At 37.1% G+C, this 18,036-nt stretch carries 20 protein-coding genes and 1 tRNA gene; 6 read left to right on the top strand and 15 right to left on the bottom strand.

Going from position 1 to position 18,036, the window contains the following annotated elements; all coding sequences use genetic code 11:
• Positions 1–852 precede the first annotated feature (852 nt).
• The 5 genes from ruvB to GQR47_RS14405 form a co-directional block, all read right to left on the bottom strand.
• Positions 853–1,860, bottom strand: coding sequence for a Holliday junction branch migration DNA helicase RuvB (gene ruvB / locus GQR47_RS14425; RefSeq protein WP_007580382.1), 1,008 nt, complete (start codon positions 1,858–1,860; stop codon positions 853–855).
• 7 nt (positions 1,861–1,867) lie between these two features.
• A complete protein-coding gene (ruvA, locus tag GQR47_RS14420) occupies positions 1,868–2,485 on the bottom strand; it encodes a Holliday junction branch migration protein RuvA (RefSeq protein WP_002960647.1) in 618 nt (205 codons plus the stop codon).
• Positions 2,486–2,487: 2 nt separating this feature from the next.
• Entirely contained in the window at positions 2,488–3,012 is a 525-nt protein-coding gene (ruvC, locus tag GQR47_RS14415; RefSeq protein ID WP_165723924.1) for a crossover junction endodeoxyribonuclease RuvC, read from the bottom strand.
• Positions 3,013–3,142: 130 nt separating this feature from the next.
• Entirely contained in the window at positions 3,143–5,644 is a 2,502-nt protein-coding gene (locus tag GQR47_RS14410) for an FtsX-like permease family protein (RefSeq protein ID WP_165723923.1), read from the bottom strand.
• Positions 5,634–6,347: an ABC transporter ATP-binding protein gene (locus GQR47_RS14405; protein WP_154903889.1), complete on the bottom strand. Its 714-nt coding sequence runs from the start codon at positions 6,345–6,347 to the stop codon at positions 5,634–5,636. Before GQR47_RS14405 ends, GQR47_RS14410 begins: the two co-directional genes overlap by 11 nt.
• On the opposite strand from GQR47_RS14405, the gene GQR47_RS14400 reads away from it, so the two are divergent.
• Both GQR47_RS14400 and GQR47_RS14395 read left to right on the top strand, forming a co-directional pair.
• Complete coding sequence (locus tag GQR47_RS14400; protein ID WP_165723922.1) at positions 6,348–6,971, top strand: arylesterase; 624 nt, start codon at positions 6,348–6,350, stop codon at positions 6,969–6,971.
• Between the two features lie 111 nt (positions 6,972–7,082).
• Positions 7,083–7,159, top strand: a tRNA-Pro gene (locus GQR47_RS14395).
• Between the two features lie 208 nt (positions 7,160–7,367).
• Here the strand turns inward: GQR47_RS14395 and GQR47_RS14390 are convergent.
• The 5 genes from GQR47_RS14390 to GQR47_RS14370 all read right to left on the bottom strand — a co-directional run bounded on the left by GQR47_RS14390 (position 7,368) and on the right by GQR47_RS14370 (position 10,175).
• Complete coding sequence (locus GQR47_RS14390; protein WP_165723921.1) at positions 7,368–8,432, bottom strand: replication initiation protein; 1,065 nt, start codon at positions 8,430–8,432, stop codon at positions 7,368–7,370.
• Positions 8,433–8,509: 77 nt separating this feature from the next.
• Positions 8,510–8,728 carry a helix-turn-helix domain-containing protein gene (locus GQR47_RS14385; RefSeq protein WP_008137059.1) on the bottom strand — a complete coding sequence of 73 codons (219 nt, stop codon included), beginning with the start codon at positions 8,726–8,728 and terminating at the stop codon, positions 8,510–8,512.
• Between the two features lie 287 nt (positions 8,729–9,015).
• Positions 9,016–9,495, bottom strand: coding sequence for a dual specificity protein phosphatase family protein (locus tag GQR47_RS14380; protein ID WP_165723920.1), 480 nt, complete (start codon positions 9,493–9,495; stop codon positions 9,016–9,018).
• A 31-nt stretch (positions 9,496–9,526) separates the two neighbouring features.
• The gene (locus tag GQR47_RS14375; protein ID WP_165723919.1) at positions 9,527–9,895 is read right to left on the bottom strand and encodes a hypothetical protein; all 369 of its coding nucleotides are present in this window, start codon (positions 9,893–9,895) and stop codon (positions 9,527–9,529) included.
• Between the two features lie 88 nt (positions 9,896–9,983).
• Positions 9,984–10,175: a hypothetical protein gene (locus GQR47_RS14370; RefSeq protein ID WP_096793371.1), complete on the bottom strand. Its 192-nt coding sequence runs from the start codon at positions 10,173–10,175 to the stop codon at positions 9,984–9,986.
• A 92-nt stretch (positions 10,176–10,267) separates the two neighbouring features.
• Here GQR47_RS14370 and GQR47_RS14365 point away from each other — a divergent pair, with 92 nt between their 5' ends.
• The 4 genes from GQR47_RS14365 (at position 10,268) to GQR47_RS14350 (ending at position 12,665) form a co-directional block, all read left to right on the top strand.
• Positions 10,268–10,531, top strand: coding sequence for a helix-turn-helix transcriptional regulator (locus tag GQR47_RS14365; RefSeq protein WP_165723918.1), 264 nt, complete (start codon positions 10,268–10,270; stop codon positions 10,529–10,531).
• Positions 10,532–10,550: 19 nt separating this feature from the next.
• Complete coding sequence (locus GQR47_RS14360; protein WP_008136220.1) at positions 10,551–11,066, top strand: hypothetical protein; 516 nt, start codon at positions 10,551–10,553, stop codon at positions 11,064–11,066.
• Positions 11,067–11,569: 503 nt separating this feature from the next.
• The gene (locus GQR47_RS14355; RefSeq protein ID WP_165723917.1) at positions 11,570–11,791 is read left to right on the top strand and encodes a hypothetical protein; all 222 of its coding nucleotides are present in this window, start codon (positions 11,570–11,572) and stop codon (positions 11,789–11,791) included.
• Positions 11,784–12,665 carry a site-specific integrase gene (locus GQR47_RS14350; RefSeq protein ID WP_165723916.1) on the top strand — a complete coding sequence of 294 codons (882 nt, stop codon included), beginning with the start codon at positions 11,784–11,786 and terminating at the stop codon, positions 12,663–12,665. The genes GQR47_RS14355 and GQR47_RS14350 overlap by 8 nt, the downstream gene beginning before the upstream one ends.
• Before the next feature lie 39 nt (positions 12,666–12,704).
• On the opposite strand, the gene GQR47_RS14345 is transcribed toward GQR47_RS14350, so the two are convergent.
• The 5 genes from GQR47_RS14345 to GQR47_RS14325 all read right to left on the bottom strand — a co-directional run.
• A complete protein-coding gene (locus tag GQR47_RS14345) occupies positions 12,705–13,226 on the bottom strand; it encodes a hypothetical protein (protein ID WP_165723915.1) in 522 nt (173 codons plus the stop codon).
• Between the two features lie 2 nt (positions 13,227–13,228).
• Complete coding sequence (locus GQR47_RS14340; protein WP_165723914.1) at positions 13,229–13,900, bottom strand: hypothetical protein; 672 nt, start codon at positions 13,898–13,900, stop codon at positions 13,229–13,231.
• 4 nt (positions 13,901–13,904) lie between these two features.
• Entirely contained in the window at positions 13,905–14,633 is a 729-nt protein-coding gene (locus GQR47_RS14335; protein WP_165723913.1) for a hypothetical protein, read from the bottom strand.
• A 149-nt stretch (positions 14,634–14,782) separates the two neighbouring features.
• A complete protein-coding gene (locus GQR47_RS14330) occupies positions 14,783–16,057 on the bottom strand; it encodes a tyrosine-type recombinase/integrase (RefSeq protein ID WP_165723912.1) in 1,275 nt (424 codons plus the stop codon).
• Between the two features lie 1,172 nt (positions 16,058–17,229).
• The coding region (locus GQR47_RS14325; protein ID WP_165723911.1) for a heavy metal sensor histidine kinase at positions 17,230–18,036 on the bottom strand (807 nt) is incomplete at its 5' end.

Raw genomic sequence — 18,036 nt, 5'->3', positions numbered from 1 at the left:
AACGGTATTGCTATGAATAGGCAACAAAAAACGTTAAAAAACAGCTTTAGTTGGCATTTCCCTTTGCCTCAGTATTTTATTTAAACTTTTAAACAAACTCGCTAACTGTAAATATGCGTAAATATATACATGAAACGTCATAAAATACGCCGTTTATTCAAAATAAGAGCATAAACACTCAAAACCTATAAGCCTCACCTGCACGTAATAGTAAAACTAATACCGAGCTATAACGAAATAAATTACTTAAGTTATAAATTTCATAAACTTATAAATTTAACGATTAATTAACGCACAAGATTCAAACAACAATAAAATTCACTAAATTAGTTTTTCTAATCTGAAAATACAAATTTTCTAGTTTGAACAAAAAAGTAAACTTACGTATTATTCTTCCATACCGAGCTAGTGCACTGAATGAGATAGTTTCATTAAGCCAAGTTCTTAGTAATAAGATATTTTATCGTATTACATTGTTTTACTCTCTCTGGATAAAACCAAATTTAGTAAAACGTAGTTCCCCTGGATTACTTCCTTCAACTTGTTGTTTGCCCGCATTTTTTGCGGGCTTTTTTTTGCCTGCAATTTAGTGCGCTACATATTTTATTTATAAACTAATAATTGCCCTACCTAATTTACAATAAGTAATTCGCTTACTAGTTTGAATGGTACGCAGGATAGCTTCGCGAGTCTTAACGCCCTGTGAATTAACAGTTAACTATAAAGCGTATTAGTATTTTGAAATAACATTTGCAACAGAGTGTTGAGGTTTTGGGTATAATAATTTGAAACAAAGGGATACTGAGACAATTACCTGCTGCGCAATAAAACACAGCAAGTAAAGTATATAGGCTAGTCTTTTTTAGGAAGTAAACCAAAGTGATGGTATGCACTGTCAGACACTATGCGCCCGCGTGGTGTACGCTGAATAAATCCTTGCTGGATTAAAAATGGCTCTATTACATCTTCTATTGTTTCGCGCTCTTCACCAATAGCAGCCGCTACATTGTCGAGCCCTACTGGGCCGCCCATAAATTTTTCGATTATGGCGAGTAAATATTTGCGGTCCATATAATCAAAACCACTTTTATCTACGTCAATCATATCAAGGGCTTGCTTAGCTACTTCGGCATTTACTGTACCGTCAGATTTTACCTGTGTGTAATCGCGTACACGCCGTAATAAACGGTTTGCAATACGTGGTGTACCACGTGAACGTTGTGCAATTTCGGTTGCGCCGTCGTCACACATTTCTAAACCAAGATAATGTGCAGAGCGCCCTACTATGTGCGACAAATCTTCTACAGAATAAAACTCTAATCGCTGCACAATACCAAAACGGTCACGCAGTGGCGATGTTAGCGAGCCTGCTCGCGTAGTGGCACCAATAAGTGTAAATGCAGGTAAGTCTAATTTAATAGAACGCGCAGCTGGGCCTTCACCAATCATTATATCAAGCTGGTAGTCTTCCATTGCTGGATACAGTATTTCTTCAACTTGCGGGCTTAGCCTGTGTATTTCATCGATAAACAGTACATCACCCTCTTCTAAATTAGTAAGTAGAGCAGCTAAATCGCCTGCTTTTTCAAGTACAGGGCCTGATGTTGTTTTAATACTTACGTGTAACTCATTGGCTACAATATTTGCAAGCGTGGTTTTACCAAGCCCAGGTGGGCCAAATATTAATAAATGATCAAGCGCTTCACCACGGGTTCGGGCAGCTTCAATAAAAATTTCCATTTGCTGCTTAACATGAGGCTGGCCTCTATAGTCGGCTAAAAGTTTTGGTCTTATTGCACGATCTATAGAGTCTTCATTTGTTTTTTCAGTCGCATCAATTAAGCGATCCGCTTCAATCATGGGTTACTCACAACATAGATTTTAAAGATTCTCTAATAAGAACCTCAGTAGACATATCGGGTTTACTTATCGATTTTACTGCTTTTTGAGCTTGTGGCAATTTATAACCTAATGCAAGCAGTGCCGATACGGCATCATCCGCTGCATTATTAGCAATTGTCGCATCGCTCATTGGCTCTATTACTGCGCTGTCGCTAAATGGCGTAAATAAATCATTACCCCAATCTTTTAGCCTGTCTTTCATTTCGAGTACTAAACGCTCGGCTGTTTTTTTACCTACACCGGGTAATTTAACAAGCGATGTTGAGTCTTCGTTATTTACACAACTTACAAATTGTTTTGCCGACATGCCCGATAAAATAGCTAAGCCAAGTTTTGGCCCTACGCCATTTGCTTTTAATAGCTCTCTAAACAAGGCACGTTCAACTTTATTGTTAAAACCAAACAATAGTTGAGCATCTTCACGCACTACAAAGTGAGTGTAAACAATCGCATTTTCACCAATTTTTGGTAAATCGTAAAAACAGGTCATTGGCATTTGTACTTCGTAACCTACACCACTTACTTCGAGTAATATTTCTGGTGGTTGTTTTTCGACTAAAATACCATTTAAGCGGCCTATCATAGTTATTTCCTTAAACGTCCTCTAACGGTTTTGCTTGCGCTGCCCGCTAGTTTAATTAAATTTTGTTCTGAGTGGGCGTGGCAAATCGCAATAGCGAGTGCATCCGCTGCATCGGCCTGTGGCATACCGGGTAGTTTTAAAATATTTTTTACCATGTGCTGCACTTGTGTTTTATCTGCGCCACCGTTACCCACTACTGCTTGCTTAATTTGCCTAGCTGAGTATTCAAATACGGGTAAGTCGGCCATCGCAGCGCCAACAATCGCAGCGCCTCTAGCTTGACCTAGTTTTAAAGCTGAATCGGGGTTGTGCGCCATAAATACTTTTTCAATGGCAAAAGTTTCTGGCGAAAACTGCTCAATAAGCTGTGTAATGCCTTGGTAGATCATTTTAAGCCTAATCGGAAAAGGATGATCGGCTAACTTAATACAGCCACTGCCTAAGTATGTAAATTTAGAACCTTGATGGGCAACAACACCATATCCGGTCAAACGTGAACCAGGATCGATCCCTAAAATGATGGCCAAACAGCGCTCCATTGTTATTATTTTTAAATTACGCCAATAATGCCAGAGCACTGTATAAATTACCAGTACAAAGAAAAACAAAAATGCCCACGTACTAGGTGGGCATTTACAGGAGCATGTTAGTTTAAGCTTACCCTAGGGCACGCACTAATCCTTGGGTGTTTTGTTTAAGTTTTCGGGCAATCATTAAATAACCTAAACCTGCCACAAATACGCCGCCAGCTACCGGCCCAATAATCCATATATGTGGGTGTAACTTACCTGCTAAATCAAACATTTGTTGCTGCACAATTAAAAGCGCTATATCACTAAAAAATGCGGCAACTAAGCCAGCTAAACCGCCTAGTAATAAAAACTCATACAGGGTCGCGTTTTTAATTAATCGGCTTTTAGCGCCAAGCGTTCTAAGTATTACAATTTCTTGCATACGCTCACCTAAACTAGCTTGCACTTGCGATATAAGTACAAGCGCGCCACACAGCACAACAATTGCAAGTACAAAGCCAATGGCGAGCGATACTTGCGAAATAGTTGTTTGTATTTGCTTAACAAAGTTATCAATATCAATCGCTGTAATAGTAGGGTAAGTACGTAATAACTGGCTAAAGTCACGTTTTTGATCTGGGTTTATACGTACCGACGAAATATACGTCGCCGGAAAATCTGCAAGTACATCAGGACTTAAAATAATAAAAAAGTTAGGTTTAAGCGTGGCCCAATTTACTTTGCGCACACTGGTGATTTTAGCGTCGAACGACTGCGAACCAATTAAAAATGTAAGTGTATCGCCTATCTCAACATCTAAACGCTCAAGCATCGACTCCTCTACTGAGGCTTCAGCCATCGCATTTTCACCAAACCACGTGCCTTGTGTTACTTCATTTTGATCAGGCACATTTTTAAGCCATGTTAGATTTAGCTCACGACCAATACCTGCACGTGCTTCTTCGTCTTTTTTCTCGTTGTCTTGCAGCGATACAGAACGTGCTACCAACTCGCCGTTCACCGCATTTACGCGCCCACGAATAGTGGGATAAAACTCTGATACCTGAATATCTTTTTGAACTAAATATTCATTAATTGGCTCAAGTTCGTTTTGCGTAATATTCACTAAAAACGCATTAGGTGCATCGCTTGGTAACTGCGATTGCCAATCAGATATCATGTCGTTTTTAAGTACCACTAAAAACAGCAGTAATTTAATCGCTAACGAAAAACTAATTAACTGTACCGCGTTCACATTGGCACGCTTTTGAATAGATGCAATTGCAAGCGACCAACTATTACCTGGCTTTAATCCTAGTTTTCGACCACCACCAAATATTAATTTAGATACTAAAAACAGCACACCAATTAGCGCAAGTGTTGATATAAACAAAATAAGCGTTATTTTTATGTTGTTACTAAATAACCACATTAATAAAAACACGGTTAGCGCACTCATACCTAAATGCACACGACTTACTGCCAACTTGTCGCCTAAGTTACGGCGCAGAACTCTAAGCGGTGGAATATCAAATAAATCAAATAATGGTTTAATAGAAAACATAACGGCACAAATTACGCCAGTGCTTATAGCCACCAGCCAAGGTTTAAAGCCACCTAAAGGCAGCTCTGTGCCCATACTTTTTGATAAGTAACTTGTTGCTATTTCTTGCAAGCCATAACCAATTAACAGCCCTATACTTACCGCCATTGCACATACAAGCAATAAATGAAGCATGTATATTTTGCGGATCATTGAGCGGCTACCGCCGAGCGTTTTCATCATCGCTACTGGGTCGTATTGGCGTTCACAATAACGTTTTGCTGAAACAGCTATAGCCACTGCAGCCAAAATAATGCCTAGTAAACCAGCAAGTAATAAAAAGCTCTCAGCGCGGTTTAAGCTGTTTGAAATGGGTGATTGGCGGTCTTTAACGCCATACCATTGTTGGTTTTCTTTCATTTGTGGTTTAAGCCACTCATAAAAACTATTTATGTCAGCCTCACTACCTGCATAAAGTTGGCGGTAATAAACACGACTACCCGGCTGCACAACTTCAGTTTTTGCCACATCGTCAATATTAATAAGCACACGACGGCTACTCGAAAATACATTAAATGGCGCGTCTGGCTCTTCTACAATAACTTTTGAAACATTAAATAATGCCGCGCCAAGCTCTACTTGCGCGCCTATATCAATATTTAAACTGTAAAATACCGATTCACTTAGCCACACATTACCCGGCGTTGGCCCGCTATTAGCAACCTTAGTTTCACCGGTTAGTGTATCTTTAACTTTTAACTGCCCTTTTAGCGGGTACGCATTAGATGCCGCTTTTACTGAGCTAAACTGCATCTCATTATCGGCAAACAACATAGTGTCGAAATACACCATTTGCGCCGTTTTTAAATTTTGGCTCTGTGCTTGAGTAATAAAAGCGGTGTCCAGAACATGGTCGCTTGCAAGTACACGGTCTGCTGCAATAAAAGCACTGCTTTTTTGCGCAATACTTTGCCCTATTCGCTCAGTAACCATAGACAATGTAAGCACGGTTAACACAGCAAGAGCGATAGCTGCGCTTATAACCGTGAGCTCACCACGGCGAAATTCTCGCGAAAATAATTTAAGCGCTAACTTAACCCACATTAGCAACGTCCTCTACTTGGCTTTTTACCAGTAAACCCGCTTCTATTTGAATAATGTGCTCACATTTTTGTGCAAGCCCTTCATCGTGAGTTACCAAAATAAGCGTAGTACCGTGCTGAGTATTTAAATCAAATAATAAGGATTCAATCATTTTACCGTTTTTGCTGTCTAAATTAGCCGAAGGCTCATCAGCAAATAGTATTTTAGGTGTACCAATAAATGCTCGCGCAATAGCAACACGCTGCTGTTCACCGCCAGAGAGTTGCGACGGGTAATGATCAATTCGATGGCTCAAGCCTACTTTTTCAAGCAAAGCAATTGCTTGCTCTTTTGCATCACTTTCACCAGCGAGCTCTGCTGGTAGCATAACGTTTTCTAGTGCCGTTAAGCTTTGTACTAACATAAACGATTGAAACACAAATCCAATTTTAGCCGCGCGCAGTGCAGCACGCTCTTCTTCATCTAAATTGTGTAATGGTTCACCATCTAAAAATATTTCGCCGCTGCTTGCGGTATCCAGCCCCGCTAATAAACTGAGTAACGTTGATTTACCAGAGCCCGACGTGCCAACAATAGCAACAGACTCGCCATGCTTGACATTAAAGCTGATGTCGCTGAGGATGGGCAGCTCACCTTCAAAGGTAGAAACTATTTTAGACAAACCATTAACCTGAATTATATTTAATTGAGAAAGCGCTGACATATGACTCATTCAATCCTTCGTTTAGTATTCATTTTATTTTTAGTTATCAAACCGCTGAGCGCAGCAGCCGAAAACACGATTTTAATACTCGGTGACAGTTTAAGCGCAGCCTACGGACTTCAACAAGAAGAAGGCTGGGTAAAATTGTTACAAGATAAATACGATGACGAACAAGCCGACATTGAACTTATCAACGCCAGTATTAGTGGCGAAACATCTGGTGGAGCCCTACGCCGTTTAGATGCATTGCTTGAGCAATACGAACCCACTCATGTACTTATTGAGCTAGGTGCTAATGACGGTTTACGTGGTTTCCCAGTTAAAAAAATGCAAACTAACTTAACGTCTCTTATTCAAAAAAGCCAAGCAGCTAATGCGATGACCGCCTTAATGGAGATTTACATTCCCCCTAATTACGGCCCGCGTTACAGTAAAATGTTTACTGACACTTTTTCGCGCGTTAGCGAAGAGACAAATGCGCATTTAATGAACTTTTTTATGCTCGATATTGCCAGCCAACCTGAGCTAATGCAAAACGATAGTTTACACCCTAACAAAAAAGCTCAGCCATTAATACGAGATGAGATGTATGACTCGATCAAAAAGTGGCTAAATAAAGACTAGCTAATTAATACACCGCAAGGGCGCCTTTTTAGGCCTCTTGCGTAATAAACACCCAAACAAACAATCGCTTATTGATTTTTAAAAAAATACACGTACTATTGCAAACAACGTCGGTATGTAGCGCAGCTTGGTAGCGCACTGTCATGGGGTGGCAGGGGTCGAGAGTTCGAATCTCTCCATACCGACCATTTAATTTATTTAAATATTAAGTACTTATAATTTAAATAAAATACATATTGATACACGCACACTAAATATTATTAATACATGTAGCATATATGTAGCTTCACTACTTACAGCTAATTCAGCTCGTTCATATGTAGTTATTAAATAAATAACTTTAATATGTAACATCATGCCCTATCTTATTTCCTAATACCCTGATGTGCAGCATAATTAACATATTTCTAGTAGATGTTTATATTTAGCAACAGCTTGTCGAGTCATTCCTATTTCGTTGGCTATAAGCACCTGTGAAGGCTTTTTCCCTTCACTTTGCATCTTCGCTATTGCTTTAGTAATTTTTTCCTCTGTGTTTGTTCTACGTGCTTTGTGTGTAAACTTAGCCCCCTGCTGTTGAGCAAGTTTTTTAGTTACGATCTTAATTTGCAGTAAAAATAGTCCGGCTCTCCCACGGTTATTTGACGAGCTATATTTAAACCAAGTGAAATTAGCCACACTCTTAACAATCCCTTTCAATTCGGAGTGGTTTAATGGGTGGATTTTAGGAAGGTCTGACGAACTGAACTCATTACACGACTGAGCAATATTAAATAAATGACTTTCCCATTGCTCATATGTCCAATTTTCTTTCGCATAATTAATGCGTTCATATGCTATGAATCTGAGTTCATGAAATACCATACAGTTTCGCGACTCAGCGACCAAAGACCAATCAAAGTCATATCGGCGTTTTTTTGTCACCTTTGTTAAATAATTATTTAATTCATTTAGACTGTATTCATGTGCATGAAGGAAAGATGTATTCCAACTTGAATTTAAAGGATTTTTACTCAAAGGGCCGTAATAGTCTGCATCAGCGCCTAATTGCAATGTCATCCCTTTTTTTACATCATCTAAAAACCTGACAGGTTTTTCACGCGATGCATTTGATGAAGGTACAAATTGCACTGCATAAAATAGATGCGCACCACCAACTACTTTAGAGCTATCAGCTCGGTCTAAACCACTTACAATTATATTCGGTGGCGGTAATAACTTATCTTCCCAGCTGAAAGTGTTTTCATCATCAATGTCAAAAACCAACCAAAACACGATGTTTTTAGGGTTTATCTGAATATATTTATGAGTTTTTAACGCTAAATCACCATACCTATAACGTGCTTCATGTTTTATATCTGCACTAAGTGTTCTAGGTGGTGTGGTTTGAAATAATCTTTGTGTTAAAAGCAACTGAGCACACTTATTCTCAACCACTAATGGCTGTAATGCTGAATTCATAATAAAAATACCTATGTCAAAAGTAATCAACATGGCAGGCAAGAAGTATAATTTTTTATGCCTGCCATATTAGCAAGCTATGTGCGGTCACCATACTTTCGAAGCCAAGTATCTAAAGTCGACTTTTCAAATAGTAGTTTGTTACCTAACTTAATACTTTCAGGCGAAAGTTTTTTAGCCAACTGCTGATCCCCCGCTTTTAAAGCGGCTTTACTTTTATTACGAATATTATAAATATGTTGAGTAGAACAGCTTAAATAAGCAGCTGCTTGTTGAGCGGTAATATATCCAGGCATAACAATCTCCAATACGTTAAAGAAGCGAAGAAATGCGCCACATAGATATGGCTTAATTACATACACATACGTGTATGTACCTCGTTACGTATTGAAGGCAGCCCGTAGGCGCCTGTTTTTTCACTGTGAAAGTGATAGGTAGAATGTACTGAACTTAATTAAATAGGGAAATTTCTTCGCGTTATAAATAAGCATATAACATATGCTTATTTATAAATTTAAATTACTTAGGAGTATAAATCAAGGAGTTTAGCCTCTAACGGGTATTGAACTTTATAACACTCTGTTTATAACCACCGTTTTTGAATGTAGCCCAAGTTTCCAAATTTAGGCTTATATTCACTGTAGTAGTTTTCACGAAATACTTTATCCGCGCCTTCCCTATCTATTAAACCGTTTTCAAGTAAATACATTAAAGCAATAGATGGGCTTCGAGATTCACCTAAGCTGCAATAGATAAATACTTTTTCTTCATTGTCTAAAGCTCTTTTTATAAAGCCTAACGCAGGATCGATCATTTCATTACTTACATATGCAGGGTTATCACCATCAATCATGTTTAAATAAATCGCTTCCTCCGTTTCTTTAAATAAGTAGTAAGGGTTATCTTTGTTGCATCCCCTGCCACTCCAACCAACAACAGATTGGTGAGTTACATGACCATTTGCTCTGTTTAAAGCACAAACAATTTTCATGCCCTTTGATTTGGCAAGCTCATATTCTTCTTTAGTACCTACGTAAATATCAAAATCGCCAATTTTTTTCATAATAAATCCCTTTAAATTTTGTTTGTGCCGTTTAATGAATTACTGAACGATGGCTTTTCAAAGTATCACTACAATCATCACAAAGCATAAGCATCCACTTAAACACTGATTGAACATGTGCCTCAGGGTAGTAATTATCAAACTTCTTCACTTTTTCTGAACGATTATAAAACGATGAAAAAGACTCTAGTTGTATATCCCAAACCTCTGATTGCTCGTTACTATAATCGTAAAACATGAAATCTAAGGTAAGTAACTCACTAAGCACTTGTGCTTCATTAAGCTTACTTAGGTTATTTCTAATCGATAATAATTTATCACGGCTATTATCTTGGCCTTGCAGCCTGATAAACAAAAAATCAATCGCGGGTAAAAATGCATAAACATTAAAATTAATCATAAAAAACTACGCAGCTTTTCAACTGCGTAGCCTGTATTTTGTGTAAAAACCCACCTAACAATTGCACTTAAAAAAGCAACTGTCAAAACTATTTGTAGAACTCACCACGGCTATGCGCGTCACGCGCTTCTTGCTCTGTGTAGCTATCACCGCAATGATCGACATTTCCAGTTCCATCATTGTATTCATCAATGAACTTATCTTGCTCAGACTTATCATCAACATCCAGTAAAATATCAACCGTAACGGCTCCTATAAACTTAACTGCTTTCCACAACATATGCTTCACTCGCCTCTATCTAAGTATTCCTTAGTATCGTGAGCACATTAAAGCTAAGAAACTCTTAGTTTTCAAGTTAAGAATTAAATATAATGAAAACGAATGATGGTTCACCGTTTCCAAAACGGCTAAAAGAGGCAAGACTAGCAAAAGGACTTTCGCAAAAAAAACTAGGAATACTGGCAGGGATGGATCAATTCGCGGCGTCGCCTAGAATGAATCAGTACGAAAAAGGCGTGCATTCACCCGACTTTCAAACAGTACGGGCACTAGCTAAAGTATTAGAAGTACCAACAGCCTTTTTTTACTGTGAAGAGGATGCACTAGTAGATTTAATTCTGCACTTTAAAAAATAAACTAATCGAATGGATATTTATGAAAAAAGCAGTAAGAGTTAAATTGATTTTGTATATTTCACTATTTATCGGCTTAATTATCTTCCCATTTAGCTTGTTCAAAGGATGGATATTTATTGCATACCCATCCCTTTTAATAGGCTTTACAATACCTTTCATATTACTTTTAGAGCATGATATTGAGAAGTTTCTAAAAGGGATATTTTTAATTTTATATGGGATTTTTTGGGGTGCAGTAATCCCAGAGGTATTCAGCGAGTATATGAATGGATACTTTGCCCAACAATTTGAAATTTTCAAAAATTTAGCTCTTTTTTCTTGTACCGGCGCTGGCGGTAGCATTATAGCTTCTCATTCAGAAACAGAAAGTAAGAATAAAAAGATCGAAAAAGTTGTTATTGATAAAACAGAAAAAATAGAAGAGCTAATATGTAGCATAGATAAACTGAGAAAAATAACATATCGAATCCACGCCATATATGGAGTAATTATTATATTGGTTATTCTCATCATAGTTTCAAATAGCATGCTTTAAAATACCTCTAAGAATACCAAAGCTTTATTTTCTAACAACATATAGCAAATTCATTTTTAAAGAGAGGCATCATGAGCAATAGCCTCTCTTTAAACATTGGGGCTTCGCCCCTGTCCCCCGCTATGTCGAAGCCGAAAATCGGCTTACACATAGCGGGGGACAACACATTCATACTCTTATACGCAGGTTTTATTTGCAGATTGAAAAATATTTCTAAAGTGGTAATCTTATTGTTACTGAAGCTCTAACGAGCCAGAAAAAAACAGGCGCTATTCAGCTGCCTTCAACACGTAGTAACGAGGTAAATACTATCTTTTCAAAGGTAGTAACCAACCAAAAACGGCGCACTCCAGCTGCTGACAACACGTAGAAATGAGGTTAATAATCAGGCGAGATCAGTCCGAGCCTTTTGCATATGCAAAAAACAGGGGCGAATAGGCTTAAGTGCCGCTGAGCTTTATTGCCAGTCAATCTTACAACCTTAATACGACTGGAGTCATACCATGAAATTCGATGCACACGTCGAAGTCCAAAAACTAAAATTTGAAAGTAAGTTAATCGCTGGAAGCCGTAAAAAAGCATCTAAGCTTGATAAACATAAATTCGAGCTAATAGAAATTTACAAGCAAGGTTCTAACATTGTCGAGCTTCAGCGCTGGCTAAAGCGTAAAGGTATCAATGCTCATTGGTCAACAATTCAAAGATGGATTAAAAAACATGGCTAAATTTGCGAAACCTAAAACTCAAGCACACAATGTCATAAAGGGGCTTACAAAAAGTAAGCTTATAAAGTCTCTTGGAACTGCCAGAAACTACGAGCAATCACTTAACACCGTTGCCTCTTGGGCTAAAGATATTGGTATAAACGGTATTCAGGCGATGACCATCGAGCAAGCACTCAATTATTTAGATTACCGTAAAGAAATAGTGGGTCAAAAGTCACTTGATATGGAACGCCAAGCTATACAGGCAATGATGAGGCTAAATGGCAAACTTAAAGATAATCAAACACTCCCTGTTATTAAATCAATTAACCAGCAAATTCTTAAATCACGCGCCTACACCACAAAGCAAGCACAAATAATAAGTAAGCACCAAACGCCTAAATATTCATTATCAACACAAATAGCACTCTCTGCGGGGCTTCGTGCACATGAATTATTAACCATAGCCAAAGTTGAAGAACGCAAAGCAGATAAACGACCAGCTTTTGATTCAAAATGGTCTGGTAGAAACGGCGTGCTATATACCGTAACAGGCAAAGGAGGTTTAACACGCGAAGTGCTAATACCCCACGATTTATCAGCTAAATTAGAACTTCGTAAATTTAAACAAGCTGTCACTGTTGTTGATAGAAAAATAAACTACTTACAGCGCTACGATATTGGAGGTGGTAAAAAATGGTCTGATTCATTTAATAAAGCATCAAACCGTACTCTTTCATTTTCCAACGGTGCTCACGGCCTTAGGCATAGCTACGCACAAGAAAGGCTATTAGAGCTGATACTTAATCAATATCCATATCAAATAGCATTAGAGACCGTTTCCCAAGAGATGGGGCATTTTAGACCTGAGATTACTGAGGTATACTTGAGGTAACTAAGATTAAACTAGAAAATTAATATATAGATTGTGTATTTATAGCTTACCTTTCCATCGTGAACATAAAGTATCAATATTTATTTTTTTAAGTTCAACTCTCCTTTTCACTATAGCTAAGACCTGTTTTTCATTATATCTTTTTATAAAAGATTTCGAAGAGTCTTCACTTAAAATCTTTAGTATTACACTTGCAACATCTTTCATGGTACTAAAGTTTAAACCTGCTAAATTTAAGTGTCGATCGTTTATTTCATCTATAGCAGACGATGCCCCTTTACTTTCTAGTATATTTATCCCACTTTCAGAAATAGTATCTTTTTTAATAAACACAACATCTGTTCTACTCGGACCATCCGCAGTTGAAAAAAGAGCAGCTAATATATCTAAAACACTTTCACTTTCCCAATCCGTATTTTCAGTTAACCACACTGATAGTGTGTTACCTTGCGTTTTTAAACAAGCGGAAAAAACGTCTGCTTGTAACTCATCAACTGACCCTATAAGCAGTCCACTAGGTTGCCATTTAGCTCTAGCTATCTTCCTTAATAAGTACTCCATATTTATTCTCCGAGAGCTTCCAAAACGCTATTTTTATATTCATCTAGCCAAACTACCCCTGTACTGTCCACTTTAGATAAAAGTCCTTTATGTTCAGAGTTATCCCACCTCTCAAACATTGCCACACCAGCCTCTTTTATCCTAATGTCTTTGTGTGATAGTGCAGAAACTGCAAATGGTAAAAACAAGTCAATATCACTTTGATCTAATTCTTCAGAAATATTTACAATTGCATTCAAATAATGGGCATGGATGCTTTGGTTTTCAGACTTATAACACTCTTGCCAAACTCTGTTACAAACCGTATTAAACAGCTCATATTTTTTGGTGTAAAACTCGAGAAATTGATATTCGGTTATGCCACAAATACCTTCTTCATAAGTGTTATTTTTAAGTAAGTTAAGGAAAATACTGACATATGAATCTTCTTCAAGGCTTCCTTTATTATTTTTTAACTCAGATGTAGTGCCTGTAGAAAAAAAATAAGTAAAGCCAGTATTAAAATCTTTAACATCACTGTTGAAGGCAGTTAGAAGATCCTCATCAATAGCCTTAAAACTATATTCATCTTGCCCAGTAAGAGCTTCAGTTAGGTCGTATTCTGTATGGTAAGTATGATAAGATATAAAGCTATCGTTTCTGCCATTTTGAGTAAACTCAATCGGTTGAGTCATCTACCTACTCCTGAAAAATTTCTTTTAAGTGAGCTGTTCGGTCCATAATGATAGACCCCATCTCCTTGATCAAACCAGTATGTGATTCTTTTGTGATTCGGCCGTGTTTATTGTCAGAATCAGTACTAATATCAAATTGTGTAATAAAGCACTCATCTCTAGAAGACATTTGGCCATTTGTATTTTTTTCAACTACACCATCATCAATAGACATAATTACATTAACTTTCTTTTCCATTGTTAAGTCTACAACATCACCGACTCTAAACTTCAACTCAACGAAATTTTTAGATTCCCAAGGAAAAACTTTTACAATTTTCTTTGAAAATTTTTCTTTAGTTTCTGGAGTGATTTGAGTTATAAAATTAAGAACTAGTGATGCTCTATGTGCTGACATAGCTATTTCAAAGTGCTTTTCATAGATATCTAAACATCTATTGGTAAACTCTCTAAAGTCATTTAATGAAATTTCTAAATCTAAATCACTGCCAAAAGGGTTAACCTCTTTAGATATTAACAACCTATTAGACATGTAGCGAACACTCTTAGCTTCCATTGGATTTAAGAACATTAACCGCTTTACTCTTTTTGATGTGCTTAATATTTGCTCTTCGAAATACTGAGGTAAAAGCTCATCGCCCGAATAAGCATTTATTAATTCTGACATATCTGCCGTACTTGGCTCTTTTAAATTATTAATGAATATATGTGACTCTAACTTGAGTAAATTCATTTTTTTCCCTTGCATTGATTACAGAAGACTTAACATTTCTATTTTACTACACATTAAAGGATTTTAAAACACATTCGGAGCACTACTTATTTAGTTCTTGTAATATCTAATTAGTTTTAAAGCCCATCAAACATTTGGCATTATCGCAATTAATACTGTCCGTTATTACTGATATTGATTTTATCATGCCATTCTTCCAATGCTTTCCTTCTAGCATCCATATACTCCTGCATATTATAAACGCCCTGCACACCTTGTAATTGGTGATTTAATATTTTTTCAATCACTATTGGATCAGTTCCAATATCAGTATCACCTAACCGAGTCGCAACCGTTCGGCGTAAATCGTGAGGTACAAACTTTGGGACTCCCAATTGCTCTAACTTTCGACTTATGGATCGTGACAGTGAGTGCCTATCAATAGGTTGTTCACCTGGGCCTGATTTATTAGTTGTTGTACTAGGAAATACATATTTAGAATCGAGATAGCCAAATGCTGCACGTAACTCATCAAGCAAAATAACCATATTTTGAGTAATTGGTACTTTATGGGTTCTTTCGCCATCTTTGTTTTGCTTTACGCGCTCGGCTGGGATTGTCCATATCATTTTGTCAAAATCAAACTCTTGCCACTGTGCACCTGTAACCTCTATTGGCCGACAGCCAGTTAGAGTAATACACTTCAATGCGTAAATAACTTGCTGGCTTATACCTAGCTTTGGTAGGCGGTCAAATACTTGAATAACCTCTTCAAACTCAAGCGCTCTGGTTCTAGACTTTTCAAGACCACCTACGCTTTTCTTTTTCACTGTGCTAACAGGATTGCCCTGCATAAGATCTCGCTCAACACCGAAGTCGAACATTTGTTTTAAAATAGAGAGTGTTTTATTAGCTTGGGTATTTGAACCCCGATCTTTTATTGGATCAAGCACCTTATTAAGAATGTCACGTCGAGTTATCTCTTTGAGCTTATAGTTGCCTATAAAGGGCAAAATGTCTTTTTTGAACATTCTAATTACAGGATCTACGTCTTTTCGGTTAACTTGAATATCTCTTTCAATAAACTCCTTAGCAAGCTCTTCTACGGTTGGTGATGTATCTTCGATAAATTGCTGCTTTAGTGATATCTGCTTTGTTTCGTATACGTCTTCACCCAAAGCAACTCGCCCTTTTAGACTTTCAACTTCCTTGCGTACGTCTTTTAAATCACACTCGCCAAAGTACCCCAAATGGTAATTACGCTGTTTGCCTTTGATGCCACCAAAACGATAATTTAAGTAAAGTGCAATTTTACGCTTTTTATCATTTTGTGTTTTACCTACACGTGCATGAAAACCACTTAACTTTGTGTCATTTATCCGTTTAATAGGTTCAGGAACTGAGCTTAATAACGAATCAGTCAATAACATTTTCACGACAGGCATATGTAGCACCAAATATTAAAAAGAAAGTACATGCAGCATATATGTAGCATCCTCCGTATTCAACTACTTAATTCTACTTAGAGCTAACCTATACTAATAAATTAAATTTAAACCATTTATAACAGAAGGTTAAATTAAAAACACGTTCTACTTGCAGCTACTTACTTCTACTTAAATCTAATCTTTATTTTTATGGGGTGGCAGGGGTCGAGAGTTCGAATCTCTCCATACCGACCAATTAATTCCTCTTCATTTCAAACTGTTATAAATTAAACTCTCTTCTTTATCGCACAATTAGATTAGTATTTTTAGATATATGTCGCACATTTATCGCACGATACTCGCCTTAAATTATTTTATACTTTTAAGGTATAAAAGGGGGGGATATATAGGAAGACAGCTAATGGCACTCTACTGAACAAGTTTTTACTCTTCTTTTACTTTTAACTTGTCTCTATGTTTTTCAAATTGTATTTTAAAGCTCAAAGTACAATAGAAAACAATTATGCAAACCATCCAAAGAAGAAAACCACTACAAACCTACTCTTTGACAAAATTATTTGTGCAATTGTATTTGGCTCAATTTCCAGCCTTTTAGTATTACTCTTTTCAGGCGTAGAAGGCCTGGTTAGCTTTTTAGAAGGGATTACGCCACCAGACCGTCTAATATACTATTTTAGTTTACTAACTCTTTTGCATTGTGTTGTTTGGGCTATTTCTAAATACAGTTTGTCTTATCCGATTTTAGTAGAACATTTAAATACAGATTACATACACTTTCATACCAAATTGGTTTTAATCTAGTAGGTCTGTATCGAGCTATAGCAGGTTCACTCCCTTTCATTGCAATACCTATATTAATTTATGATTCGACAAGAGATAGCACCCTTAAAGCTATATTTATGCTTTTATTTTCAATTGCTAGTTTACTAGTCGCCTACTGGCTAACATATTGGCAGCAAAAGACCGCACCAAGAATTAAAGAGTTTTGATTTATGCTTAAGCGAACAAAAAGTTTGAAACTTAAGGCAACAACTAACTTGAAAAATGCCGGACACCTGTGAATTGGAAATTAAAAGAAGATAGGCAGCTTTGAGTGGTTGAACTCACAGCACTTAGCTGAACTTCGCCAAAGAGCTACAAGCAAACATTGAGTTAATCGATTTTAATAATTAGCTTTTAACTAAATTTAAATAAACTTTAAAGCTGGTAGTTTGATTATTTGAACTGACCTCTATATCTCCACCGTTTGCTTGCGCTAGAGCTTTAACTATTGCAAGCCCTAAACCTGCTCCGTCGCTGTGTCGTTGCCGCGACTTATCAGGTCGATAAAAGCGGTCAAATAAATAAGATAAATGCTCAGAAGGTATTCTCTCCCCTGTATTAATCACTGAAATGCATATTTTTTCAGCGGTGGTCATTTCACTGTTTACAGTGATTGATGAGCCTTTTGGGGCGTATCTAATTGCATTGGATAGTAAGTTTGATAATAATTGGCGAAAGTGTAATTTGTCACAATAAAAACAAAGGTTTTGACCTTTTTTATTAAATGCAATCAATGAGTCTTCAGCCAAAGCGTCAAAATACTCAAATAACACTTCAATTTCATCATGGCTTTTTAGAGTGTTTTGAACGGGTTTAATTAGCCCATTTTGAGTTTTTGCGAGCCAAAGCATATCACTAACCATTTTAGTTAATCGCTCAAGTTCTTCTAAGTTAGAAAACAATAATTCTTGATACTCTTCCAACTGCCTTTTTTTAGATAATCCAACCTGTGTTTGAGTAATTATATTTGTTAGTGGAGTTCGTAGTTCATGAGCAATATCACTAGAAAAATTTGATAAGCGAATAAATTCACCCTGGAGCCTGTCGAGCATTGAGTTAAACGACTGCACCATATTAACAAGCTCAATAGGCACTTTATTTTCATCGAGCCTTACATCCATTTTATTAGTTTGGATATCGTGTATTTTCTGACT

This window comes from Pseudoalteromonas sp. Z1A2 (genome assembly GCF_011378755.1).
GTDB lineage: Bacteria > Pseudomonadota > Gammaproteobacteria > Enterobacterales > Alteromonadaceae > Pseudoalteromonas > Pseudoalteromonas distincta.
The sequence above is the reverse complement of the archived record's forward strand: the minus strand, read 5'-3'. Positions and strand labels throughout refer to the sequence as shown.